18 protein-coding genes are annotated in these 24336 nt (G+C 63.9%); 16 read left to right on the top strand and 2 right to left on the bottom strand.

From position 1 onward, the window contains the following. Positions 1-184 precede the first annotated feature (184 nt). The 6 genes from HBO19_RS20900 to HBO19_RS20875 all read left to right on the top strand — a co-directional run bounded on the left by HBO19_RS20900 (position 185) and on the right by HBO19_RS20875 (position 8462). Positions 185-1720: an MFS transporter gene (locus HBO19_RS20900; RefSeq protein WP_170058211.1), complete on the top strand. Its 1536-nt coding sequence runs from the start codon at positions 185-187 to the stop codon at positions 1718-1720. 25 nt (positions 1721-1745) lie between these two features. Continuing rightward, positions 1746-2804 carry an HlyD family secretion protein gene (locus HBO19_RS20895; RefSeq protein ID WP_169953994.1) on the top strand — a complete coding sequence of 353 codons (1059 nt, stop codon included), beginning with the start codon at positions 1746-1748 and terminating at the stop codon, positions 2802-2804. After that, a complete protein-coding gene (locus HBO19_RS20890) occupies positions 2801-4246 on the top strand; it encodes an efflux transporter outer membrane subunit (protein ID WP_169953993.1) in 1446 nt (481 codons plus the stop codon). Before HBO19_RS20895 ends, HBO19_RS20890 begins: the two co-directional genes overlap by 4 nt. A 73-nt stretch (positions 4247-4319) precedes the next feature. Continuing rightward, positions 4320-4829, top strand: coding sequence for a sigma-70 family RNA polymerase sigma factor (locus tag HBO19_RS20885; protein WP_169953992.1), 510 nt, complete (start codon positions 4320-4322; stop codon positions 4827-4829). Next, positions 4826-5782, top strand: coding sequence for a FecR domain-containing protein (locus tag HBO19_RS20880; protein ID WP_170058210.1), 957 nt, complete (start codon positions 4826-4828; stop codon positions 5780-5782). The genes HBO19_RS20885 and HBO19_RS20880 overlap by 4 nt, the downstream gene beginning before the upstream one ends. A 226-nt stretch (positions 5783-6008) precedes the next feature. Beyond that, on the top strand, positions 6009-8462 hold the full coding sequence (locus HBO19_RS20875; protein WP_170058209.1) for a TonB-dependent siderophore receptor: 2454 nt from the start codon (positions 6009-6011) through the stop codon (positions 8460-8462). Between the two features lie 44 nt (positions 8463-8506). Here HBO19_RS20875 and HBO19_RS20870 read toward each other — a convergent pair whose 3' ends face one another. Together HBO19_RS20870 and HBO19_RS20865 are read right to left on the bottom strand one after the other, a co-directional pair. Continuing rightward, entirely contained in the window at positions 8507-9214 is a 708-nt protein-coding gene (locus HBO19_RS20870; protein WP_170058208.1) for a DUF3142 domain-containing protein, read from the bottom strand. Positions 9215-9218: 4 nt separating this feature from the next. Further along, positions 9219-11375: an outer membrane assembly lipoprotein YfiO gene (locus tag HBO19_RS20865; RefSeq protein ID WP_170058207.1), complete on the bottom strand. Its 2157-nt coding sequence runs from the start codon at positions 11373-11375 to the stop codon at positions 9219-9221. A gap of 149 nt (positions 11376-11524) precedes the next feature. Between HBO19_RS20865 and HBO19_RS20860 the strand changes: the two genes are divergently transcribed. From HBO19_RS20860 to pgaB, 10 genes are all read left to right on the top strand, one after another. Next, positions 11525-11767: a DUF2789 domain-containing protein gene (locus tag HBO19_RS20860; protein WP_169953987.1), complete on the top strand. Its 243-nt coding sequence runs from the start codon at positions 11525-11527 to the stop codon at positions 11765-11767. 288 nt (positions 11768-12055) lie between these two features. Continuing rightward, complete coding sequence (locus HBO19_RS20855; protein ID WP_169953986.1) at positions 12056-12487, top strand: MarR family transcriptional regulator; 432 nt, start codon at positions 12056-12058, stop codon at positions 12485-12487. Further along, positions 12484-14562 carry an FUSC family protein gene (locus tag HBO19_RS20850; protein ID WP_170058206.1) on the top strand — a complete coding sequence of 693 codons (2079 nt, stop codon included), beginning with the start codon at positions 12484-12486 and terminating at the stop codon, positions 14560-14562. Before HBO19_RS20855 ends, HBO19_RS20850 begins: the two co-directional genes overlap by 4 nt. Beyond that, complete coding sequence (locus tag HBO19_RS20845) at positions 14559-14768, top strand: DUF1656 domain-containing protein (RefSeq protein WP_029298814.1); 210 nt, start codon at positions 14559-14561, stop codon at positions 14766-14768. The genes HBO19_RS20850 and HBO19_RS20845 overlap by 4 nt, the downstream gene beginning before the upstream one ends. After that, entirely contained in the window at positions 14765-15673 is a 909-nt protein-coding gene (locus HBO19_RS20840; RefSeq protein WP_170058205.1) for an efflux RND transporter periplasmic adaptor subunit, read from the top strand. The genes HBO19_RS20845 and HBO19_RS20840 overlap by 4 nt, the downstream gene beginning before the upstream one ends. Next, positions 15670-17118 carry an efflux transporter outer membrane subunit gene (locus tag HBO19_RS20835; protein WP_170058204.1) on the top strand — a complete coding sequence of 483 codons (1449 nt, stop codon included), beginning with the start codon at positions 15670-15672 and terminating at the stop codon, positions 17116-17118. The genes HBO19_RS20840 and HBO19_RS20835 overlap by 4 nt, the downstream gene beginning before the upstream one ends. An 81-nt stretch (positions 17119-17199) precedes the next feature. Next, positions 17200-17832, top strand: coding sequence for an NADH:ubiquinone oxidoreductase subunit N (locus HBO19_RS20830; protein WP_169953982.1), 633 nt, complete (start codon positions 17200-17202; stop codon positions 17830-17832). 231 nt (positions 17833-18063) lie between these two features. After that, on the top strand, positions 18064-19560 hold the full coding sequence (locus tag HBO19_RS20825) for a YdgA family protein (protein ID WP_169953981.1): 1497 nt from the start codon (positions 18064-18066) through the stop codon (positions 19558-19560). A gap of 311 nt (positions 19561-19871) precedes the next feature. Further along, positions 19872-22322: a poly-beta-1,6 N-acetyl-D-glucosamine export porin PgaA gene (gene pgaA, locus HBO19_RS20820; RefSeq protein ID WP_170058203.1), complete on the top strand. Its 2451-nt coding sequence runs from the start codon at positions 19872-19874 to the stop codon at positions 22320-22322. Positions 22323-22334: 12 nt separating this feature from the next. Continuing rightward, on the top strand, positions 22335-24335 hold the full coding sequence (pgaB, locus tag HBO19_RS20815; RefSeq protein ID WP_170058202.1) for a poly-beta-1,6-N-acetyl-D-glucosamine N-deacetylase PgaB: 2001 nt from the start codon (positions 22335-22337) through the stop codon (positions 24333-24335). Position 24336 lies beyond the last annotated feature (1 nt).

Genomic DNA, 24336 nt, shown 5'->3' with positions numbered 1-24336 from the left:
GCTTGCCTGCGATAGCGGTGTGTCAGCTAACGCATCTGTAACTGATACACCGCTATCGCAGGCAAGCCAGCTCCTACGTTCAATCATTGCGTCTGATGCAGTTATAACCTTCCCACAAGTCAGTTTTCGTCATGTCTAAGCCTTATTAAACTGCTCGGGTATTCTATTGCCGAGTTGTACCTTCATGACTTCCCTCGCTGCCCCCGCGCCCTTGGCCGCCGCCAAACCCGCCGCCGTCAGCCCCCCTGTGTTCGGCCCACGGATCATCATCGGCCTGGTTGGCGTGCTGCTGGCGGTACTGGTCTCGGGCCTGAACGAAATGGTGACCAAGGTCGCCCTCGCCGATATCCGCGGTGCGCTGTACATCGGGTTTGACGAAGGTACCTGGCTGGTTGCTGCCTACACCGCCACTTCCGTCTCGGCCATGGCCTTTGCGCCGTGGTGTTCGGTGACGTTTTCGCTGCGCCGCTTCACCCTGTGGGCCATCGGCCTGTTTACCCTGCTGGGGGTGCTTTGCCCGCTGGCGCCGAATTATGAAAGCCTGCTGGTACTGCGCACCCTGCAAGGCCTGGCCGGTGGAGCCTTGCCGCCGATGCTGATGACCGTGGCCCTGCGTTTCTTGCCGGCCCACGTCAAGCTCTACGGCCTGGCCGGCTATGCCCTGACCGCCACTTTCGGCCCCAGCCTCGGCACACCGTTGGCGGCACTCTGGACCGAATACGTCGGCTGGCAGTGGGCGTTCTGGCAGATCGTCGCACCGTGCCTGCTGGCCATGGCCGCCGTGGCCTACGGCTTGCCCCAGGACCCGCTGCGCCTGGAGCGCCTCAAGCAGTTCAACTGGCGCGGCCTGCTGCTGGGCTTCCCGGCGATCTGCATGCTGGTGATCGGCATCTTGCAGGGCAACCGCCTGGACTGGTTCGAGTCGCCGCTGATCACCACGCTGCTGATTGGCGGGGTGCTGTTGCTGGTGCTGTTCATGCTCAATGAATGGTCACACCCGATGCCGTTCTTCAAGTTGCAGATGCTCGGCCTGCGCAACCTGGCCTTCGCCCTGATCGTGTTGGCCGGGGTGCTGGTGGTGTTGCAGGCGGTGATCATCCTGCCGTCCAGCTACCTGGCGCAGGTGCAGGGTTACCGGCCGCTGCAAACCGCGCCGGTGATGCTGATCATGGCGCTGCCGCAGTTGCTCGCGCTGCCCCTGGTAGCCGCCCTGTGCAACTTGCGCTGGGTGGATTGCCGCTGGGTGCTGGGGATTGGCCTGGGCATGCTGACCTTGTCCTGCCTTGGCGGCGCGCAACTGACCTCGGCGTGGATCCGGGATGAGTTCTACGTGCTGCAACTGCTGCAAATCTTCGGGCAGCCGATGGCGGTGTTGCCGCTGTTGATGCTGTCCACCGGCAGCATCGTGCCCACTGACGGGCCGTTTGCCTCGGCCTGGTTCAACACGGTCAAGGGCCTGGCGGCGGTGGTCGCCACCGGGGTGATCGAGGTGCTGACCACCCACCGCCTGCATTTCCACTCGACCATGCTGGTGGACGCCCTGGGTAACTCACCCCTGGCTGACAGCGATGCCGCGGGCCTTGCCCACCGCCTGCACCAGCAGGCCGTGGTGCTGACTTCTGCGGATCTTTATTACGTCATGGCCGGTGTCGCGGTGGCGTTGATCCTGCTGATTTTCTGGATGCCGACGCGGATTTTCCCGCCGCGCGCACCCGCTTGATTGTTGACTGAAACAAAGGATTTTTATGAAACGCAAAGACCAGATTGCCGTGACTGTTATCAGCGTATTCGCCGTGGGCGCGCTGGTGTACCTGCTGGCGCCGGGTGTGTTTGGCAGCAAGCGCCAGACCACCAACGACGCCTTCGTCGCCGCCGACTACACCTTGGTGGCACCACGGGTCGCCGGGTTTATCAAAGAGGTGTTGGTGGAGGACAACCAGCAGGTCAAGGCCGGGCAGTTGCTGGCGCTGATCGATGACCGCGACTTGCGCGCCGCCGCCCAGGCCGCCGATGCCGAAACCCTGATGGCCCAGGCCCAGCTGAAAAACGCAGTGGCCACCCTTGAGCGGCAAAGCTCGGTGATCGCCCAGGCCCAGGCCACGGTGGCCGCCGACCGCGCCGAAGTGGCCTTTGCCGAGCACGAATTGAACCGCTACAACCACCTTGCCGGAGTTGGCGCAGGTACCGTGCAGAACGCCCAGCAAGCCAGGACCCGCATCGACCAGGCCACCGCGCGCCTGGCCAACGCCACGGCGGTATTGGCCGCCGAGCGCAAGCAGGTGGAAATCCTCAGCGCCCAGCGCGATGCCGCCGAAGGTGGCTTGAAGCGTGCCCAGGCCGCGCTGGAAATGGCCAGCTATCAACTGTCGTACACGCGCATTGTCGCGCCGGTGGATGGCATGGTCGGCGAGCGGGCGGTGCGGGTCGGTGCCTTTGTCACCCCGGGTAGCAAGATCCTCGCCGTGGTGCCGTTGGCCGACGCGTATGTGGTGGCCAATTTCCAGGAAAACCAACTGTCCCACATGCACGCCGGCCAGGCGGTTGAAGTGCGGGTCGACAGCCTCGACGGTGAAGTCCTCAACGGCCACCTGGAAAGCCTGGCACCGGCCACGGGCGTGACCTTCGCCTCGGTCAAGCCCGACAACGCCACCGGCAATTTCACCAAGGTGGTGCAGCGCATCCCGGTGAAAATCATCCTGGAACCGGGCCAGGCACAGGTCCATCGCCTGCGGGTCGGGATGTCGGTGGAGGCCAGCGTCAACACACAGCCCAGCGCGCAGCAACGTGAGGTGGCGCAGCAATGAGAAAACTCGCGCTGCTTACTCTCAGCCTGATCAGCCTGGGCGCTTGCACCGTCGGCCCGGATTTTAAGCGCCCCGACGCCCAGCCAGCGGCGCACTGGGCCGAGCCCCAGGGGCGCCAGGCCGCCAGCCGTGCGGTCAGCGACCCATTGGAAGAGCAGTGGTGGGACGTGTTCCACGACCCGCAACTGTCGGCCCTGGTGCGCCGGGCACTGAGTGACAACCTCGACCTGAAACTGGCCAGCAGCCGCCTGCAACAGAGCCGCGCGGTGCGCCAGGTGACGACTGCCGAGCGCTACCCGCAGGTCAGCGCCGACGGCAACTATGGCCGCAAACGCAATAGCGCCAACGGCCTGAGCGATCCCTCCGGCAATAACGGCCGTTCGGCCTTCAACCTGTGGGACGCGGGCTTTGCGGCCTCCTGGGAACTGGACTTCTGGGGCCGGGTACGGCGCGAAACCGAAGCCGCCGACGCCACCCTGCAAGTGGCCGAAAACGACCGCCGCAGTGTGCTGCTGTCGGTCTTGGCCGAGACTGCCCAGGACTACATCCAGCTACGCGGCGTGCAAAGTACCCGTGCGGTCACCGAGCAAAACCTCGACGTCGCACGGCGCAGCCTGAAGCTCTCGCAACTGCGCTTGGCCGATGGCGTGGCCACCCACCTGGATGTCGCTGAAGCTGCGGCGCAAGTGGCCGCCATCGAAGCGCGCCTGCCGGATTTGCAGCAGCGCCAGGACCAGTTGATCAACGCCCTGAGCCTGCTGATGGGCCAGGCCCCGCAAGCCTTGCATGCACAACTGTCGCCGGACGCGGCGGTGCCCCAGACCCAGCGCCAGGTTGCGATTGGCCTGCCGTCGCAACTGGCACAGCGCCGCCCGGATATCCGCCAGGCCGAGGCGCGCCTGCATGCGGCGACCGCGAGCATCGGCGTGGCCAAGGGCGACTTCTACCCACGGATCACCCTGTCAGGCAGCCTCGGTTCCCAGGCCATGCAATTGTCGGATCTGGGCTCCTGGGGCTCACGCACCTTTGCTTTCGGCCCATCGCTGAGCCTGCCGCTGTTCAACGGCGGCCGCCTGCAAGGCATGCTCGATCTGCGCGAAGCCCAGCAGCAGGAAGCGGCCCTGGCGTACCAGCAGACCGTGTTGCGCGCCTGGCATGAAATCGACGACCAGTTGACCCGCTACAACGCCAGCCAATTGCGCCGCGACAGCCTCGCCGAAGCCGTGCGCCAGAACCAGATTGCCCTGGACACCGCCCAGCACCAGTACGTCGAAGGGGTGGTGGATTTCGTCAACGTGCTCACGGTGCAGAGCGCCTTGCTGGCGACCCAGGAGCAATGGGTGGAAAGCTCCACCGGCGTGTCCCTGGCCATGGTCGGCTTGTACAAGGCATTGGGCGGGGGCTGGGAGTCGGTGTATCCGTTGCAGACCGCCGGGCGGTAACTGATAAAGTTTTTTGCCAGTCGCGATACAAGCTGTAATGATAATTGCTCTCAATAGTGTATCCGGGCGATTCATGGACACCGCGACTGACGGCCAGCAACAGCTTCATCTCCTGTACCGCGACCATCATGGTTGGCTGCAAGGCTGGCTGCGCAAGCGCCTGGGCGACCGTGAGCACGCCGCCGACGTGGCGCAGGACACCTTCCTGCGCCTGCTGGTGTCGGGGCGTATTCCCGGGGCCAAGGAGAGCCGCAGCTACCTGACGCAGATCGCGCGCAACCTGGTGATCGATCAATGGCGGCGCCTGCGCATCGAGCGCGCCTATCTGCAAAGCATTGCCCACCTGCCGGAGCCCGAGTCGCCGTCCCTGGAAACCCGCGCATTGATCCTCGAAACCCTGATGCAGATCGATGCCATGCTCGACCGCATGCCCGAGAACGTGCGCCGGGCGTTCCTGTTGTCGCAGTTCGAAGGTCTGACCTACGCGCAGATCGCCGAGCGCCTCGGGGTAACGATCAGCTCGGTGCAGAAGTACATGACCCGCGCGATCATCGCCTGCTACCAGGTGGCTTACGAAGAATGAGAGCCCGCCATGACGCGCCGATTGCCCAGGCCGTGGTCGAACAGGCCAGCGAGTGGTTGATGCTGCAATGGGGTGGCGAATTCGACGGGGCCCAGCGCCAGGCCTTTGCCCATTGGCAGGCCGCTGACCCGGAGCATCGTCGCGCCTGGCAGCGGTTGCAGCAGTTGCAGCAGACCTTGGGCGGCGTACCCGCAGACAGCGCCCGCGCGGTGTTGCGCGACGCGCCGGACCCACAGCGTCGGGCTGCGTTGAAACTGCTCGGACTGTTGCTGGTAGCCGGTGGCAGCGGCTACCTGGTGCAGGGCAGCCAGCCGTGGCAGGCGGCGTTTGCCGAGCACCGCACCGCCACGGGCGAAATTCGCCACCTGACCTTGAGCGACGGCACCCACCTGGACCTCAACAGCGACAGTGCCATCGACCTGCGCTTCAGTGCCACTGAGCGGCGCATCCGCCTGATTCGTGGCGAGATCCTGCTGACCAGCGGCCACGACCCGTCCCGCCCGCTGATCGTCGAAACCGCTGCGGGCGATATCCAGGCCCTGGGCACCCGCTTTGCCGTGCGCGAACTGGACGACGGCAGCCGCGTCGACCTGTATGAAGGACGCCTGCAGGTGCGCCCGGTAGAGGGTGTGCCGGTGCTGATGAACGCGGGTGACAGCCTGTGGTTCAGTGCAACGCAGACCTCGGCAGTGACTGCGCTGGATGCCAACGCCAGCAGTTGGGCCCAGCACCGCCTGATTGCCGAGCGCCAGCCGCTGGGGCGTTTTGTGGCTGAACTGAGCCGTTATCGGCCGGGGGTGTTGCGCTGTGACGAGGCCGTGTCCGGGCTGTTGCTGACCGGTGTGTTTCCGCTCAATGACACCGATGCGATCCTCACCGCCCTTGAGCGCTCATTGCCGGTACGGGTGCATGCGGTGACGCGCTATTGGGTCACCATCAAACCCAGGGTCTGACTCGATCAACTGTAGGAGCTGGCTTGCCTGCGATAGCGGTGTATCAGTGACAGATGGGCCAACTGACCCACCGCTATCGCAGGCAAGCCAGCTCCCACATTGATGGTGTTTCAGTTTGGAAAATCTGTGGCCGCATTTTTTTTGATTTTCTTTTGTCGGTTTTTCAATCCCGTCCGGGATACCTCTTGAAAGCCAATCAAGAAGCGTTCTCACGGGGAGTCCTGCAATGCCGCACCACCCAATCCAACCCCTGGCCCGCGCCCTGCGCCGTGGCCTGTTTGTCAGTGTGCTGGCGACTGTGCCGCTCGTCCCGACCCTGGTCCAGGCCCAGGAGAGCGCCGGCGAAGCCTTGCGCCAATACAACATCCCTGCTGGCAGCCTGGACCAGGCGTTGAACCGTTTCGCCAGCGCTTCGGGGATTTTGCTCTCGGTGGATGCATCACTGACTGCCGGCAAGCGCAGCCCTGGCTTGCAGGGCCGCTATGCCACCGGGCCGGGGTTGGAACGCTTGTTGGCCGGCAGCGGCCTGGTGGCGCTGCAGTCGGGCGGCGGCTGGTCGGTGCAGGCGCTGTCGGGGGACGGTTCGGTGCAGTTGGGCGCAACCCAGATCAGTGCCCAGCAGGCCCAGGAAAACGCCTGGGGCCCGGTCGACGGCATCGTCGCCACCCGCAGTGCCACGGGCAGCAAGACCGATGCGGCGCTGGTGGAAATCCCCCAGACCATCAACGTGATCACCGCTGCCGAAATCAAGGCGCGCGGCGCGCAAAGCGTGACCCAGGCGCTGCTGTACACCCCCGGCATGAGCGCCGGGGGGTTCTCCGACCGGGTCAAGCTGTTCGACGAGCCGACATCCCGTGGCTTCTCGCCCACCCCCTTGTACCTCGACGGCCTGCACCTGCCTTACGGCGGCGGCAGTACCGGCGGTGCGTTGCAGATCGAGCCCTATTCCCTGGAGCGCATCGAAGTGCTCAAGGGTCCGGCATCGGTGCTGTACGGGCACAACCAGCCTGGCGGCATCGTCAATATGGTCAGCAAGCGCCCCAGCGAGACCCCGGTGCGCCAGGTGGTGCTCGAAGCCGGCACCTACGAGCACAAAAGCGCGGCCATCGACCTTAGCGGCCCGCTGGATGATCAAGGGCAGTTTTTCTATCGCCTTACCGGGCGCCTCAAGGACGAGCAGGGCGAGATCGACTACTTCGAAAACCGCCGCCAATTCATTGCGCCGAGCCTGACCTGGCGGCCCAACGACGACACCAGCCTGACCCTGTTCGCCCAGTACCAGAAAGACAAGGGCGTGCCCGAGGCCCAGGGCCTGCCGGCGTCCGGCACGATCTGGCGCAACCCCAACGGCAAGATCGACCGTGATGTGTTTATCGGCGAGCCGGGTGTCAACAAGTACAACCGCGAACAATTCGCCTTCGGCTACGAGTTGTCCCATCGGCTGAACGACACCTGGACCCTCAAGCAAAACGCGCGCTATGCCGAAGTGGACGACCGCTACAGGGCGCCGTTGCACGGCTACCGTTTTGTCGCCAACCCGGCCACTGGCGCGATGGATCAACGCTACCTGCAACGTTTCGGCGTGGACTGGAGGCAGAACAACAAAGTGATTGGCGTGGATAACATCGCCCAGGCCGAATTCACCACTGGCGAGTTCTCCCACACCCTGATCGTGGGCCTGGATTACTACCACTCCAACTCCAGGTTCCTCGGCCTTTATGACCGCAACCCGCCGATCATCGATCTGTTCAACCCGGTGTATGGCCAGCCGCTGAACTTCGGCCAGCCCTATCGCTGGGACAACACCATCACCCAGACCGGCCTGTACGTGCAGGACCAGATCAAGTGGGACAAATGGGCACTGGTGCTGGGTGGGCGCTATGACTGGGCCAATGTGGTCAACAAGGCGCCGCTGAGCGACGACCGCACCAGCAGCAAGGACCAGGCCTTCACCGGCCGCGCGGGCCTGGTGTACCTGTTCGATAACGGCCTGGCGCCGTTTATCAGCTACTCGGAGTCCTTCCTGCCGCTGTCCGGCACCGATGCCAACCAGAAACCCTTCGACCCGTCCACCGGCAACCAGTACGAAGTCGGCGTGAAGTACCAGCCCCCGGGCCAGGAAAGTTTTGTGCAGGTCTCGGTCTATCAACTGGACCAGAAAAACATCCTGACGGCCAATCCGCCGAGCAACTTCAGTAGCCAGAGCGGCGCCATGCGTTCGCGCGGCGTCGAGTTCGAAGCCAAGGCCGTGTTGAACGATTCCTGGGATGTGGTCGCTTCGGCGGCGCGCAACGACATCAAGTACACCAAGGACAACGAAGGTCGCGAAGGCCGCCACCCGGCCGGTATCTCACCCCTGACGGCGGCGTTGTGGGTCAACTACACCGTGATCGGCGACACCCCCCTGGCCGGCCTCGGCGCAGGCCTGGGCGCCCGCTACTCGCGCAGCAGCATGGGTGACTACTTTGCCGGCGCGTTCACCGTGCCGTCCTACACCGTCTACGATGCCAGCCTGAGCTACGACCTGGGCGCCTCGCCCCTGAAACTCAAAGGCGTGAAGCTGGCGATGAACGTGCAGAACCTTGCCAACAAGACCTACGTATCGCAGTGCACCAGCGACCTGGATTGCTACTACGGCGAAGGGCGTACGGTGGTGTCGAGCCTGACTTACGACTGGTAAGACGCTATCCCCTGTAGGAGCCGGCAAGCCGGCTCCTACAGGGATCAACCTGGATTCTGCAAAAACACCACATACCCCCGAAACCACTCACTCCCCTGCAAATACCCCGGCTCCTGCCATTCCCCGCCCTGGATCAAGCCGATCTTGAACGGCATTCCCAGTCGGTTCATCCGGGGCAGGTACGCCGCGTAATCGGGGATGCTATGGCGGCCCTGATAGGTCTGCACCACCACTTCATCCACTACGCCCTTAAGCTGGGCGATGGCGGCCGGGTCGGCGTTGCTGCTCCAGTCCATCAGGCCGGTGATGCTCAGGCGCAACTCCTTCGGCAAGCGCTGGCGCAGGTCCTTGAGGAAGGTGGCGTATTCGTGCAGGTATTGGGTGCGGGCGTCGAAGTCGATCTGGATCCCGACCACCGGGTTGCCCGCTGCGCGCCAGCGTTGCACCTGCCCGAGCATTTTTGTGTAGACCGGCTCTGGCCAGCGCAAGGTATGGGCGCGGTAGACGATCCACACTTCGCCCTGACGGAGGCGCGGCACGCTCATGCCCTGGGCGATGAACTGCACGCCGCGTTCGGGCTGGCGGCGGGTCGAGTTGATCTGGCCCTGGAGGATGTACAGGGTCTTGGCCTGCTTGAGCACCGGCTGTGGCGCGACGCCGCTCCACAGCCAGAAGGCTTCATAGTCACGGGCGTCGACTGCGCCGAAGGCCGGGCTCGCCAGGAGCAGCAGCGCCAGCCACAAGCCTTTCACCGGCTTACCAGTAGTACTGCAGCGATTTGCCCCACTGGGTGTCGGCAAACCCGGTTTTCAACTGGCGGAACCAGCCCTTGCGCACGGCCTTGTCCACATCTTCGCCACCGCAGCTGTTATAGCCCGAAGGCGCATAGCAGTTGATCGCCCGGAACAGTGCATAGGCCTTGTCGTCACGGGGCGCCTTGGGGTTGGCGATCACTTGTTGGTAGCCCTCGAGCCGCGAGAAGGTTTCCCCGGTGAAGCCCGATGCAGTGCTGCCCAGGCTGCCGGCCGAGCGGGCCTGTTCCAGGGGCATGCCGTCCAGGCCGTTGCGCAGGATGAACTCACCCAGGCAGTTGAGGCCGTGTGGGTTTTTCGGGTCGTCCTGCAAGGTGCTGGCGGTTTGCGCGATGGTCGGGCAGGTGTAGCCGGAGGCGGCCTTGTCGCCGCTCCAGCGGAACAGGGTCAGTGCCTGGCCACCGTCGTACACATAGCCCAGGCTGGTGCCGAGCTTGTCTGCGGCAGGGGCGGTCGGCAGTTGCTGCAAGTCTTGGGCAAAGGTCGCGAACTGGCCCCGCAGCAGGTCTTTGTAGAGCAACACAAATTGCGCGGTACTGCGCTCCAGCGGGTCGCTGGCCTGGCTGATCTGCTGGCGCAGCAACTCGGGCCCGGCCACGCTGCGCAACAGGATATAGCGCACTTGCTGGGTCTGGATCGGCGAGTCGACGGCGAACACCTTGGCCAATTGGCCGCTGCGTTCGTAGTTCATCGCCAGGGCCAGCTCCACTTGATCGCGCTGCAAGGGCTGCTTGGCCAGTGGCAGCAGTTGCAGCCACAGTGCCTCGGCGCCTTTCCAGTCCTGCTTGGCTTGCAGGGCCAGGCCGCGCAGGGTTTGCTGGCTGAATGCCAGGTAATCCAGGCTCGCTGGCAGCTCCTGTGGCAGATGCTTCAACGCCTGGTCTGGCTGGTGCTCGACATACAGGGCGAACGCCGCCTGCAAGTAGTCGTACAGCGCAGGCTCGTTGGCAAACGCGGCCTTTTGTCCGTCGAGGGTGGCGCGGGTCAGCTTGGGCGGGTTGTTGGCGCGCATCCACATCAGGTCGTTGATCGCCAGCAACAAGGGGTTGCGGATGGTCTCGGCGTAGCTGGTCAGCAGCTTGTTGTCGGTTTCTTCCACCAGCTCATCGATGGAGCCATTGCGCTCGGCATCGCTGGCCTCGGTCAGTTGCCAGGCGTAGTCGTCGGCCAGTTTGGTCGCATCGCCCGCCAGCCAATGCACCCGGCGCAGCAGGCCACGAGCGGAGGCCGAATATTTACCCTGTGGATAAGTGTTCAGGTAGCTGAGGAAACTGTGCTCGGCTTCGTCCAGCGCAGACTTATCCACAGCCTGGCGCTGGGGCAAGCCGTACTCGTCAAAAGCATTTTCCTGGGCATGGTTGAGGGACGCGCGGGCGATCATGTACACCGCCGTTTCCTTCAGCCACGGCAACGTGGTCAGGGTGACTGCGGCAAATCCACGCTCGGCATACACAAAGCGCCCGCTGTAAAAGTCGGAGGCGGCGAGCAGGTAGGTGGTCAGTTCGCGACCCTGGGTGGAAGTGATCAACTGCGGCTCCAGCAGCACCTCGCCCTGCCAGTCGCAGGTGCCGAGCAGTTTCAGGCGGGCATTGGCCAGCAGCACACGCTCATTCGCCGGCACATCGGCCTTGGTCACTTGGCGCACAAAGTCGGTGGCGCTCTGCACATTGTTACTGCGGCAACGGCTGCCTTCGCCCCACAAAAACTGGTCGCCCGCCGCCGCCGTGGCCTCGTGCTGGATGCCCAGCGCGGCCAACAACTGCGCAAGCTGCGCGCCTTGTTCTGCGGGCGTCTGCCCCTCGGGCGGGCGGGGCACCAGGCGATACACCGGGAACGGCACCGGGCCGAAGCCCTGGGCCAGGTCATCTTCACCCAGCGGATTGGGGGTCAGGGGCGCGTTCTTTTTTGCCGCGAGCAACAGGCGCAGGTTGGTCCGGCTGTCGTTGCCAGGGCTCAGGAACGGCATGTTGCTGCAAGCGGTCAGCGAATCCTGGGACACGCGCCAGTCGGGGTAGCACGAGTCGTCGCCACTGGCCTGGGCCTGCAGGGATACGCCGGCACACAGTGCCAGGGTCAGGGATGACAGAAGACCGATGCGCATGAATTGTCCTTATTCCGGGAGTCCGTGGATGCCGCTGGGCGGAAGGTGAAGATGATAACGTGAACATTGCAAAATGTTGCACGTATGGCCGCCAATCTGTGGGTTTTATCGGTCTAGACTGTGGGCAATTACCTCGTCTTGGAGTTGTCATGGAATCGCCTGTTCACAGCCTGCCGTCGTTGTTCAAACAGCTCGGACTGGCCGATGACGCCATCAGCATTGAGCGTTTTGTCGCCGTGCATTCACCGCTCAAGGCAGAGTTGAAACTCGAAGATGCGTTTTTCTGGACGCCGAGCCAGAAGGCGTTTTTGCGCGAAGAAATCCTGGAGGATGCGGATTGGGCGGAAGTGGTGGATGAGTTGAATGTGCTGCTGCGCAGCGGTCGTGCGTAAGCGAACGCACTGTGCAAGACAACGGCAATCGAATGTGGGAGCTGTCGAGCCCCAGCGAGGCTGCGATAGCGGTGAGCCAGCCACCATCCATGCACGCAGTGCCAATGCCATCGCTGCCTCGCCAAGGTTCGACAGCTCCCACAGGGTGACGCGGTATGTGGGTGTCCCACCGCCTATCTGTGAATTTGTATCAAAACTTGACGAGACTCCATTCCTTGATCATATTGATAGTTAGCAAACTAACTGTATGCGAATGATCTCGTGCCCCAAACCCTCGAAACCCTACATATGAGCCTCAGCAGCAGCATGGTCGCAGGCGCCCGTCACTGGCGCAAAATCTGCCAGACCACGCTGGTGAGCTACGGTATTTCCGAAGCCTGTGCGGTGCCTTTACTGATGATCGGCCGTCTTGGCGACGGCGTGCATCAAGTCAAGGTGGCCCAGGCCTCGGGGATGGAAAGCCCATCCCTGGTGCGCCTGCTGGACCAACTGTGCAGCGCAGGTTATGTGTGCCGCGCCGAAGACCTGCACGACCGCCGCGCCAAGGCCTTGAGCCTGACCGAACGGGGCCGGGAGTTGGTGCAGGCCGTTGAAGCACAATTGGTGCGCCTGCGCCGTGAAGTGCTGGCAGATATTGCCCCTGCCGACCTGGAGGCAGCGTTGCGGGTACTGCGCGCTTTCGAAGACGCCAGCCAGCCGCCCGTGGTCGTGGCTTCTTGAACGGATTTTTTACCGGCATGCCGCCGGCCCGGGATTGGTTCTACGGCGTGCGCACTTTCGCCGCCTCGATGATTGCCCTGTACATCGCCATGCTCATGCAAATGCCGCGTCCGTATTGGGCGATGGCCACGGTGTATATCGTTTCCAGCCCGTTTGTCGGGCCCACCAGCTCCAAGGCCTTGTACCGTGCGATCGGCACCTTTCTGGGGGCGATGGCGGCGGTGTTTTTCGTGCCGATGTTTGTGCAGACGCCGTTCCTGCTGGTGGTGGTGATTGCACTGTGGACTGGCATTCTGCTGTTTCTGTCCCTGCATTTGCGCACCGCCAACAGCTACGCGTTGATGCTGGCGGGTTACACCTTGCCGTTGATCGCCCTGCCGGTGGTGGATAACCCCCTGGCGGTGTGGGATGTGGCCGAGGCGCGCACCGAAGAGATCTTCCTTGGCATCGCCGTGGCGGCGGTGGTCGGCGCGATGTTCTGGCCACGGCGCCTGGCGCCGGTGTTCGATGATTCGGTGCGCAAATGGTTTGCCGACGCGACGGTCTACAGCCAGCGTTTCCTCACGCGCAATGTGCAGCCCGAAGAAGTCAGCAGCCTGCGCGGCGGCATGGTCGCGACCTTCAACACCCTGGAATTGATGATCGGCCAACTGCCCCACGAAGGCGCGCGGCCGCAAACGGTGCGCAACACCAAGGAACTGCGCGGGCGCATGATCCATCTGTTGCCGGTGGTGGATGCCCTGGATGACGCGCTGTATGCCCTGGAGCGCCGCACCCCGGAGTTGGTCAGCAAGTTCGCGCCGCTGCTGGCGGCCACCACCGAGTGGCTGCAAAGCACCGCCAGTGAGGCGTCGGTGGAACGCTGGCGCGCCCTGCGTGACCAGCTCGAAGCCCTGCAACCCGACGCCGAGGCCCTGGACGATCGCCATCAGTTGCTGTTTTCCAACGCGCTGTATCGCCTTGGCGAGTGGATCGACCTGTGGCAAGACTGCCGCAGCCTGCAAGCTGCCATCCACAGCGAAAGCCAGGCCCCGTGGCGCGCGGTCTACCGCCATTGGCGCCTGGGCCGGCTGACGCCGTTTCTTGACCGTGGCCTGATGTTCTACTCGGCGTTTTCCACGGTCAGCGCGATCATCGTCGCCTCGGTGCTGTGGATTCTGCTGGGCTGGACCGACGGCGGCAGCGCGGTGATCCTCGCGGCGGTAGCGTGCAGTTTCTTCGCCTCGATGGACGACCCGGCGCCCCAGATCTACCGGTTCTTTTTCTGGACCGCGATGTCGGTGCTGTTCGCCAGCCTCTACCTGTTTCTGATCCTGCCCAACCTGCATGATTTCCCGATGCTGGTGCTGGCGTTCGCGGTGCCCTTTATCTGGGTCGGCACCCTGACGGTGCAACCGCGCTTCTACCTGGGCATGCTGCTGACCATCGTCAACACCTCGTCCTTTATCAGCATCCAGGGCGCCTATGACGCGGATTTTCTGAGCTTCGCCAACTCCAACCTCGCCGGCCCCGTGGGCTTGCTGTTTGCCTTTGTCTGGACTCTGATTGCGCGGCCCTTTGGCGCCGAACTGGCGGCCAAGCGCCTGACCCGTTTCAGCTGGCGCGATATCGTCGGGCTCACGCAGCCGGCGACCCTCGCCGAGCACCGGCGCCTGGGCGTGCAAATGCTCGACCGCCTGATGCAGCACCTGCCGCGCCTGGCCATGACCGGCCAGGACACCGGCGTCGCCTTGCGCGAGCTGCGCGTGGCGCTGAACCTGCTCGACCTGCTGGCCTACGCACCCCGCGTCCTGGGCGTGCCACGGGTGTTGCTCGACCAGGTGGTGGCCGAGGTCGGCGAGTACTTCAAGGCGTGCCTGAAGGCCGGTGAACGCCTGCCGGCTCCCAGCGGTCTGCTGATGACCCTGGACCGTACCCGCCGCGCCCTCAATGGCCAGGGCCTGCAAGGCGAGGGCGAAACCCGCCTGCACCTGCTGCACGCCCTCAGCGGTTTGCGCCTGGCGTTGTTGCCCGGCGTGGAGTTTGTCAGCACAGGCGAGATGGACGCGCCGTTACCCGATGGAGCGCCTCTATGATCGGTGACCTGGATATCAGCGGGGTATTCCTGCCCACGCTGCTGGTGCTGATGGGCATTACGTATGGCTTTTACCTGGTGGTGCACGGGCTGTTGAACCGCGTCCACTTCTATCGCCTGGTCTGGCACCGGGCATTATTCAATGTGGCTCTCTACGCGCTGTTGCTGGGCGCTGTGGACTCACTCAGTCGATACCTGATGACATGAAAAAACCTTTTTTGACGATTGGCCGTGTGGTCCTGACATTACTGGTAGTGACCTTCGCCTGCGTCGTGGTCTGGCGCATGGTGATGTACTACATGTTCGCGCCCTGGACCCGTGACGGGCATATCCGCGCCGACATCGTGCAGATCGCCCCGGACGTGTCCGGGCTGATCCAGCAAGTGGACGTGCGCGACAACCAGTTGGTAACCCGTGGCCAGGTGCTGTTTTCGGTGGACCAGGACCGCTTCAAGCTCGCCCTGCGCCAGGCCCAGGCGGCCGTGGCCGACCGCCAGGAAACCCTGGCCCAGGCCCAGCGCGAAGCCAAGCGCAACCGTGGCCTGGGCAACCTGGTGGCCAGCGAGCAATTGGAAGAAAGCCAGTCCCGCGTGGCCCGCGCCCAGTCGGCCCTGGCCGAAGCGCAGGTAACGGTGGACAGCGCCCAGCTCAACCTCGACCGCTCGGTGATCCGCAGCCCGGTGGACGGCTACGTCAACGACCGTGCGCCTCGGGCCCAGGAGTTCGTGACCGCCGGGCGCCCGGTGTTGTCGGTGGTGGACAGCAACTCCTTCCACATCGACGGCTACTTTGAAGAGACCAAGCTGGACGGCATCCATGTCGGCCAACGCGTGGATATCCGCGTGATTGGCGACAACGCGCGCTTGCGCGGGCATGTGCAGAGCATCGTCGCCGGTATTGAAGACCGCGACCGCACCAGCGGCTCCAACCTGCTGCCCAACGTCAACCCGGCGTTCAGTTGGGTGCGCCTGGCCCAGCGGATTCCGGTGCGTATTGCCTTTGATGATGTGCCGGCGGATTTCCGCATGATCGCCGGGCGCACGGCCACCGTCTCGATCATCGATGACCAGCCCAAGGCCGGAGACCAGCCCAAGGCCGGAGACCAGCCATGAAGCAACTGCTGGCGACCGCAGGGCTGGGGCTGGGGCTGCTGCTGTCGGCCTGCCAGGTGGTAGGCCCGGATTACCAGTTGCCGGACCAAGCGGCGATCAACCGTGGCGACCTGCAAGGCCAATTGGCCGGGCAGGGCAGTCATGTGGTCTCGGCCCCGGTGCCCGCCGACTGGTGGAAGCTGTACCAGGACCCGCGTCTGGATGAACTGGTGCGCCAGGCCATGGCCTCCAACACCGACCTGCGCGTGGCGGCAGCCAACCTGCAACGGGCGCGTTTCCAGGTGCAGGAAGCGCAATCGGCGGGCGGCTGGAGCGGTGGGGTCAAGCTTGGCGCCCAGCGTTTGCAGGAGTCCGGCGAGGCCTTTTTGCAGGCCAATAAAGTGCCGGTGGCGAATGTCGGTGATATCGGCATCACCACCTCCTATCAGTTCGACCTGTTCGGCACCCTGCAGCGCGGCATCGAAGGCGCCCAGGCCAATGCCGACGCGACCCAGGCTGCCGTCGATACCGCGCGCATCACCCTGGTGGCGGACGTGGTGCGCTCCTACACCCAGGTGTGCGCGGCCAACGAAGAGCTGCACATCGCCCAACAGTCCCTCGACCTGCAAGCCCAGAGCACGCGCCTGACCCAGCGCCTGCGCGATGCCGGGCGGGGCGATGAAACCCAGGTCACCCGCTCGCAAACCCAATTCAAGTCTCTGCGCGCCGAACTGCCGCGCTTTGAGGCGGCGCGCCAGGCGGGGTTGTTCCGCCTGTCGATGCTCCTGGCCAAGCCCCTGGACCAATTGCCTACTGGCACCCGCGATTGCGCCCAGTTGCCGCAGATTGCCCAACTGCTACCGGTGGGCGACGGCGCAACCCTGCTCAAGCGCCGCCCCGACGTGCGCCAGGCCGAACGCCGGTTGGCGGCGGCGACGGCGGGCATTGGCGTGGCCACCGGCGAGCTGTACCCGGATATCAGCATCGGCGCCTCCATTGGCACCGTGGGCATTATCGACAACCTCGGCAAACCGGCCACCAACCGCTGGGGTTTCGGCCCCTTGTTGAGCTGGACGGTGCCATCCAACGGCTCGCGTGCGCGCATCCATGAAGCCGAAGCCGCGACCCAGGGCGCCCTGGCGCACTTTGACGGGGTGGTGCTCAATGCCATCCGCGAGACCCAGACCGGGCTTGCGCAATACACCGCCCAATTGCAGCGCCGCGATGCCCTGGCCGAGGCCGAGCAGTCGGCGCAACAGGCCGCCGACCAGACGCACCGCTTCTTCCAGGCCGGCCGCGAGTCGTTTCTCGCCGACCTGCAGGCCACGCGCACCTACACCGATATGCGCGCGCAACTGGCCCAGGCCAATAGCCAGGTGGCAATGAGCCAGATCGACCTGTTCCTGGCCCTGGGCGGCGGTTGGGAAAGCGGACGAACGCAAGGTACGGAACCCGGCAAACCCTGAGGCGGTTGCTATGCTTTGATCAGACGGGCTTGCGTGATGGCCCGCTGATCACTGCCTGCGTTGCTCATGGGGATTCCAATAATGAAAAACCCTTATGCTCCCGCTTTCTGGTGCGTGCTCTTCGCACTGGTGTTGTTATCGGCGACTTACTTCTACGGTGTCATGCTGGCCCATCAACTGGATAAGGCCATGGTGTTCCTCGACAGCGCCTGCGCGTTGATCGCCGCATTGTCCGTGGGCGTGGTGGCCTGGGCGTCGTACCAGGGCCAGCGGACCCAGAAGAAAATCCTCGAGCAAGGCAAGACGCGGGTGGCGATCTGGGACACCAAGGTTGCCCTGCGCCGGGTCGAAACCGTGTTCGACCGTTATTTCTGGGGCAGCTACTGGCAGCCGGGGCGTACGTTCCAGGAAGTCATGGGCGAACTGACCGGCACCCCCCTGGAAAAAAGCCTCGAAGCGTTGAAGAAACAATGCGTGGTACTCGACCGGCAAGTGGCTGAAGGACGGCATTGGCTGAACAACGCCCGGGAGCTGTCAGACGTTGCCACCGCCATGGCCCGCGAGCGTTACCAGCTGGACTTCTACGACCCCAAGGCCGACACACCGGGCAATGCGGTGATTCATCGCGAGTTTGAAGTGCTGGTGTACACCTGGACCGCACGGCTGAAGAGCTTCGATCACCAGCTCGACGAGATCGAGATGGAATACTCCTGACCCCCACCGCCCCCTGTAGGCGCCGGCTTGCCGGCGAGACGACCTTGAGCCCTGCGCCGCCCATTCGGCCGCCATCGCCGGCAAGCCGGGGGCGTGTGTATGGCGGGCCTTGCGACAAGCCCCCTTGCCAGTGCTAACCTTGCCCCGATTTTCGGCGGGCTTGAGCCGACGCCCCACTTCGGGGTTCAGGGAAGACAGCCCACTTCGCACAGGATTGGATCAGGACACTTCATGAATAAATCAGCCGTTGTACTCTTGGGTTTTGTTGCCGCCGTCGGCGTGGTCAGTGCTGGCGGTGCCTGGTACACCGGCAGCCAGTTGGAAGGGGTGCTGAAAACCACGATCGAAGACGCCAACAAGGAGATGGAACGCTCCCTGGCCGGTGTCGATGGCCGCATGACCCTGGAGATGGTCTCCCTGGACCGCGGCTGGTTCAGCAGCACCGGCCACTTCCGTCTCAAGGCTGAAGGTGCGGCATTCGGTGAACAGTTCAAAGACAGCGAACTGCTGTTTGTCGACCGTATCGAACACGGCCCGCTGCCCTTCTCGCGCCTGGTAACCCTGAAGTGGTGGCCGGTGCTGGCTACCAGCCATTTGGCGCTTGAGAAGAACCCGACCACCGAAAAATGGTTCGCCGCCACCAAGGACGTTTCGCCGGTCAAGGGCGTGGCCAACATCGGCTTCAACCGTTCGGTCAACGGCAACCTGGAGCTGCTGCCCCTGGAGTACAAGGACGGCACCACCAGTGTCACCTTCTCCGGCCTGAACATGGACTACTTCAACACCGAAAAGGCGACAGAGATCAAGGTCGACGGTTACATGGACGCCCTCAAGGTCTCCCTGGTCGACCCCAAGGGGGCACCGTTCCAGGCAGAGCTCAATGGCTTGACCCTCGCCAGTAACTTGACCAAGAGCAACTTCGGCTTTTATGTCGGCCAGAATACCGTCGTGTTGAGCAACAGCACGTTCACCTTTGGCCCGGAACAAGCCGTGCTGACTGTCAAAGGTTTTGAGCAGAAAGACAGCAGCGATACCAAGGACAACAACCTCAGCGGTCGCGTCGACTACAAAATCACCGAGATCGGATACCAGGGCAAACCCGTGGGTTCGGCGGCCATGGCCGTGAGCGTTAAGAACATCGACGTGCCATCGACCATGGTGCTGACCAAGCTCTATCAGGACAAGATGCAACCGGTGCAGGCTGCCCAGGCTGCCGGCCAACCGATCCCAGAACTGCAACTGAGCGAAGCCGAGCAGGTGCTGGCCCAGGCCAACGTTGACCTGCTGCTGGCCGCCAAGCCGCAAGTGGCCCTGGAAAACCTGTCCCTGAAGACCGCCAATGGCGAAAGCCGCTTCAACCTGGTGGTGGACCTGACCAAGCCGTCCACCATGGAGCTGCCGCCGGTTGAACTGGCCAAGCAGATGATCACCCTGCTGGATGCCAACCTGACCCTGTCCAAGCCGATGATCTCTGATGTGGCTGCCCTGCAAGCGCAGATCGGTGGCGTGACCGACCCGAAAGCCATCGAGCAGCAATCGCAGATGGCCAGCGAGATGGTCAGCGGCATGGCTGTTGGCACGCAGTTGGCGACCCTGGAAGGCAACGACATCCTGGCCAAGCTGCACTACGCCAACAATGAAGTGACCTTCAATGGCCAGAAAATGACCGTCGAGCAGTTTATCGGCGGCGTACTGGGCAAACTGGGTGCGGTCAGCGGCGCGCAGTAAGGCCGCCCGCCCCCTGTAGAAATACGGTCTGTGTAGGAGCTGGCTTGCCGGCGATGGCATCACCTCGGTGTATCAGTGACACTGAGGTGATGCCATCGCCGGCAAGCCAGCTCCCACACAAGCCCCACATTTGATCTCCACTGGTTTGTAGGACGATTCTGAACAATTGTCCTGATTTGCCCTATTCCATATCCTTCTCAGGGATATTGCGCCCCAGGAAAGCTTGGCCGGGTCATCAGACACCGGCGGCCTGATGCGTGTTGTACAGGCGAACCTATCGCTACAGCTTTCCAAGTAAGGAAGCTGACGACATGTTGCGTAATTTCTCTCCCACTGGCCCTGGCCGCCTGCGTCTATTGATCGGTGCCGCCTTGTTGCTGCCGACCCTGGCCGTGGCCGATCCTGCCTATGATTCCCTGATTCGCCAGGCCCGTACCGGCAACTACACGCCGGCGCTCAACCTGCTGCGCCAATTGCCTGCCGAGCGCCAGACCTCTGGCCAGGTCAGCGATCACCTGCTGATTGCCAGTTGGGCGCGCCAGGATGACGAAGTGCTCAAGGTCTATGAGACCCAGGGGCGCCAGCGCCAACTGACCACCCAAGCGCTGACCACCGTGGCCCGCACCTACCGCAATCAACAGCGTTGGGCACCCGCCGAGGCGGTGTATCGCCAGGCCTTGCTGCGCGAACCGAACAACCCGGACCTGCAACTGGGCCTGGCCATGACCATGGCCGATGGCGGCAAAACCGCCGAGGCCGTACAGCGTGCGCGCACCCTGGTGGCGGCCAAGCCTGAGGATGTCCAGCGCCGCATGGCCCTGGGCTACGCGTTGTCCCGTGCCGGGCAGCCCTATGATTCGCTGTTCGAATTCGACCAGGCGTTTATCCGCGCCGGCAACCAGCCCGAGGTGGTGCGCGAATACCTGATCGCCCTGCAACGTGCACGTATGCCGGAGCCGGCCCTGCGCCTGAGCGCCCGCCACCCCGGCCTGCTGGACCCGGTGACCCAGCGCCGCCTGGAAGGTGACCTGGCTGCCGAACGCGTGCGCCTGGCTGAATTCCCGACGCGCAGTGAAAGCGAACGCTTTGTGATCGCCGACCGCGCCCTCAAGGATTACGACCAACTGCTCGCCACCTGGACCCCGGACGCCAGTGCCCATGACGATGTGGTGCGCTGGCGCATCGACCGCCTGGGCGCGCTCAAGGCCCGCGCACGTACCGCCGAGGTGCTCCACGACTACGAAGCCTTGCAAGCTCAAGGCGTGCAACTGCCCAACTACGCCCTGCGCTGGGTGGCCGCCGCCTACCTCGATCAACGCCTGCCGGAAAAGGCTGCGCCGCTGTATCGCCAGGCGGTGATTGCGCCGGACGCCGACCCCAGCAACCAAGTGGTAGACAGCACCGCGCTGTACTACTCCTTGCTGGAAAACGACCAGACCCGCGAAGCCCGCGCCGTCGCAAACGACCTGGCGAGCACGCAAAAACCTCGGGTTGAACTCAAGGGCCTGCCCCTCGGTAACCCCAACGATGCATGGTTGGCCGCCCAGCAACTGGCGGCTCAGGCCGCGACCTACGGCGCCGATCTGCCGACCAGTGAAAAAAGCCTGGAAACCCTTGTGCGTACCTCGCCTGGCAATGTCGGCATGCGTGTGGCCCAGGCGGACATGTTCCGCGCCCGCGCCTGGCCGCGGCGTGCCGAAGTTGCCCTCAAGAACGCCGAAAACCAGAACCCGCGCCATATCGACCTGGAAGTCTCCCAAGGCTACAACGCGCTGGATCTGCAGGAGTGGCGCCAGCTCGATGTGCTCGCCGATGACGTGGTCGCCCGCGCCCCGGACAATCGCCAGGTCCAACGCCTGCAGCGCCTGCGCAAGGTGCATGAGATGGCCGAGCTGCGCATCGAAGCCGAGACCGGCAAAAGCCATGGCGGCGGGGCGGTCTCCGGTAGTCGCGACTGGGGGATCGAAACCCTGCTCTACAGCCCGCCCATCGATGAAGACTGGCGGATATTCGGCGGTATCGGCTACGCCACCGCCGACTTTGAAGAAGGTACCGGCCACCACCGCTGGCAGCGCCTGGGGGTGGAGCGGCGTACCCGTGATATGACCCTGGAGGCCGAAGTCTCCAATCACTCCTACGGCAAAGGCACCAAGCAAGGCGCGCGCCTGGCGATTGCCCGGGACATCAACGACCACTGGCAGTACGGGGGCAGCCTTGACTACCTGGCCGCCAGCACGCCGTTGCGCGCGCTCAATGCCAACGTCACCGCCAACGGCGGTAGCGGGTTTATCCGCTGGAGCGCCAACGAGAGCCGTGAGTGGAAACTGGCGCTGAGCCCGTCCCACTTCAGTGACGGTAACGACCGTGTCGAAGCGTCGCTCATCGGCCGTGAGGGCGTCTACCGCTCGCCGGGCGTGCAAGTGGACCTTGGCCTGGAAGTCGCCACCAGCCGCAACAGCAAGGAAGAAGCGGCGTATTTCAACCCGCGTTCAGACTTCAGCGTGCTGCCCACGGTGAGCGTCAACCATGTGCTTTATCACCGCTACGAAACCCAGTGGAGTCAGCAGTTCCAGGCCGGTGCGGGCACCTACAGCCAGCGTGATTACTCCACCGGCGCCATTGGTTTGCTCAGTTACGGCCAGCGTTATCGCTGGAACGACGTACTGGAGACCGGCGCCAACCTGAGCTGGATCAACCGACCTTATGACGGTGAGCGCGAAAGCGATGTGCGCCTGATCGTCGACCTCACTTACCGTTTCTAGAAGAGTCCGATCATGACCCTTGTTTCCCGTTGCCTGCTGGCCCTGGGCTTTCTGCTGAGCAGTGCCTGTGCCCAGTCGCCCGCGCCTTTTACGCCACCTGCTGAACGACTCAAACCGGTCAACGAAGCGCCGTGGCCGAAAAACCATTTCCTGGGCATTGCCTACCACGATGTCAACGACCGTGACCCCGACCAGAGAGTGGTGGCGGTGCGCACCGAACGCCTGATCGAACAGTTGTCCTGGCTGCGCGAGAACGGCTACCAGGCGGTCAGCGTCGACCAGGTCCTCGCCGCCCGCGCCGGTGGGCCAGAGCTGCCGGCCAAAGCCGTCATGCTCAGCTTCGACGACGGCTATTCGAGCTTCTACACCCGTGTCATGCCGATCCTGCGTGCCTACCAGTGGCCGGCCGTGCTGGCGCCGGTGGGCAGTTGGGTCGACACGCCGTTGAACCAACCGGTGGATTTTGCCGGCGTGCCGCGTGACCGCGCGGAGTTTCTGACCTGGCAACAAGTGCGCGAAGTGGCGCAATCGGGCCTGGTGGAAATCGCTGCCCACACCGACGCCAACCACAAGGGCGTGCTGGCCAACCCCCAGGGCAACCTGCAACCGGCCGCCGCCACCCGGCGCTATGACCCGGTCACCGGCAGTTATGAATCCGAAGCGCAGTTCCAGGCGCGGATGCGCGCCGACGTCGCGGCGATTTCCAACAAGATCCGCGCCGTTACCGGCAAGGCCCCGCGTGTATGGGTATGGCCGTATGGGGCGGCGGATGGCACCTCCCTGGCGGTGGTGGGTGAGCAGGGTTACCAGATGGCCCTGACCCTGGAGGACGGCCTCGATAACCTCGGCAACTTGATGAGCAGCCCGCGCTTTCTGGTGGACAACGACCCGTACGGCGAGGACTTCGCCAACAGCATGGTCTCGGCGCAGGTCAAAGCGCCGATGCGCGTGCTGCATGTGGACCTCGATCATGTCTACGACCCGGACAAGGCGCAGGAAGCGCGCAACCTCGATGCGCTGGTCCAGCGTGTGCTGGACATGGGCGTCGACACCGTGTTCCTCCAGGCCTTCGCCGACCCCAAGGGTGATGGCCTGGCGCGTTCGCTGTACTTCCCCAACCGCCATCTGCCGATGCGTGCCGACCTGTTCAACCGCGTCAGTTGGCAGCTGCACACCCGTGGCGGCCTGGTCAAGGTCTACGCCTGGATGCCCGTGCTCAGCTTTGCCCTGGACCCCAAGCTGCCCCGCGTCAGCCGTTGGGACCCGGCCACCGGCAAAGTGGCCGTCGACCCGAAACAGTACCAGCGCCTGTCGCCATTCGATCCCCAGGTGCGCAAAGTCATCGGTGAGATCTACGAAGACCTGGCCCGTACCAGCGCTATCCACGGCGTGTTGTTCCACGACGACGCCGTGCTCTCGGACTTTGAAGACGCCAGCCCCCAAGCCCTGAAAACCTACGCCGCCAACGGCCTGCCGGGCAGCATCCAGGCGCTGCGCGCCGACCCTGAGGTGATGCAGCGCTGGACCCGTTTCAAGAGTCGCTACCTGATCGACTTCACCCATGAACTGACCGCCAAGGTCCGCACCCTGCGCGGCCCGGAAGTGCTCACCGCGCGCAATATCTTCGCCGAGCCGATGCTCAACCCGGCCAGCGAAGCCTGGTTTGCGCAGAACCTCGACGACTTCCTCAAGCACTACGACTGGACCGCGCCGATGGCGATGCCCTTGATGGAAGGCCAGTCGCTGAAAAACTCCAACGCCTGGCTGGAAAAGCTCGTGGCCACGGTCAAGGCCCGGCCCGGTGCGATGCAACGCACGGTCTTCGAGCTACAGGCCAAGGATTGGCGCACTCCAGCCGCCCCGGACATTTCCGGCGTGCAAATGGCGGAGTGGATGGGTGTGCTCAAGCGCCAGGGTGCCAGCAGTTTTGGCTACTACCCCGACAACTTCCTGGAGAATTCGCCGGATCTGAACACCGTGCGTCCGGCCCTTTCCAACAAATGGAATCCTTGAC

The organism is Pseudomonas sp. WS 5021 (assembly GCF_012985535.1).
Lineage (GTDB): Bacteria > Pseudomonadota > Gammaproteobacteria > Pseudomonadales > Pseudomonadaceae > Aquipseudomonas.
The sequence above is the reverse complement of the archived record's forward strand: the minus strand, read 5'-3'. Positions and strand labels throughout refer to the sequence as shown.